Annotated in this window: 1 pseudogene; it reads left to right on the top strand. The window is 31.5% G+C overall.

The window, feature by feature from the left end:
- Positions 1–13: 13 nt before the first annotated feature.
- Positions 14–537: pseudogene (locus H2279_RS08700) on the top strand (hypothetical protein); the annotation flags it as partial.

Raw genomic sequence — 537 nt, 5'->3', positions numbered from 1 at the left:
CACAAGGCTTTTCATGGCTAAAAATAAAAGAAAAATAAATATTTCTAGAGCAAGAAAAATAAGCATACTCCCTGACTTATCCTGTTTGCATCCTATATTGGAAGATAATACTTTATTATGTTTACATGGAGGCAAAGTCAATTTAAAAGCAAAAAAGGCTAAAAGAGTAAAATATAATAATGTTCCTGTTATGTTACACGATGAAATACAAGGAGCTAGTATAAGTGGATGTTTAAATCCTCCAGTCGCTGGAGGGCCTTGTACTAAAGTTGCTTTGGTATTTCCTTATACTTATTCAAAGCATAAAATCAATAATAAATATTCCGTTTATCAAATGGGCTTAATAGGAGCAAGTAATAAAGGCTATCCTGTGCTTTCTATACCTAAGGGCAATAAGATTAAACTAGCCTTAACTAAAATACAAGCTAGTCCTCTTGCTAAGATTAGATATGATGGGAAAAAGTGGCAAAAAATAAAGATAAAAAACGATAGAGCAAAGCAAATAGAAGCATTAAAGAATAATCGGCAAAAAGGTAA

It is taken from the genome of Campylobacter sp. B0100352/1 (assembly GCF_020135855.1).
GTDB classification, from domain to species: domain Bacteria; phylum Campylobacterota; class Campylobacteria; order Campylobacterales; family Campylobacteraceae; genus Campylobacter_D; species Campylobacter_D taeniopygiae.
This window is presented reverse-complemented; position numbering and strand designations above follow the sequence as displayed.